This is a genomic window from Pseudoalteromonas sp. GABNS16E, from assembly GCF_028598715.1.
GTDB lineage: Bacteria > Pseudomonadota > Gammaproteobacteria > Enterobacterales > Alteromonadaceae > Pseudoalteromonas > Pseudoalteromonas atlantica.
Map to the genome: position 1 here is coordinate 1 of NZ_JAQREZ010000204.1, position 255 is coordinate 255.

1 protein-coding gene is annotated in these 255 nt (G+C 45.5%); it reads left to right on the plus strand.

Going from position 1 to position 255, the window contains the following annotated elements; all coding sequences use genetic code 11:
- The coding region (locus PSI06_RS21825; protein ID WP_273604849.1) for an efflux RND transporter permease subunit at nt 1-255 on the plus strand (255 nt) is incomplete at both ends.

The window sequence follows — 255 nt, forward strand, 5'->3', positions numbered from 1 at the left end:
CGGTCATGTATGCCTTACCTGATGTAGAACAAGTGCGCTCAATTTCTAAAACAGGCTTGTCTGGCGTCACGGTTGTTTTCAAAGAAGGCACCGACATTTACTTTGCAAGACAACTTGTATTTGAGCGTCTTCAAGCCGCAAAAGAACTGATACCAGAAGGTGTCGGCACACCCGAAATGGGGCCAAACACCTCAGGGCTAGGCCAAGTATTTCAGTACCTTCTTATTTCAGATAAAGATGCAGGCTATGATGCTA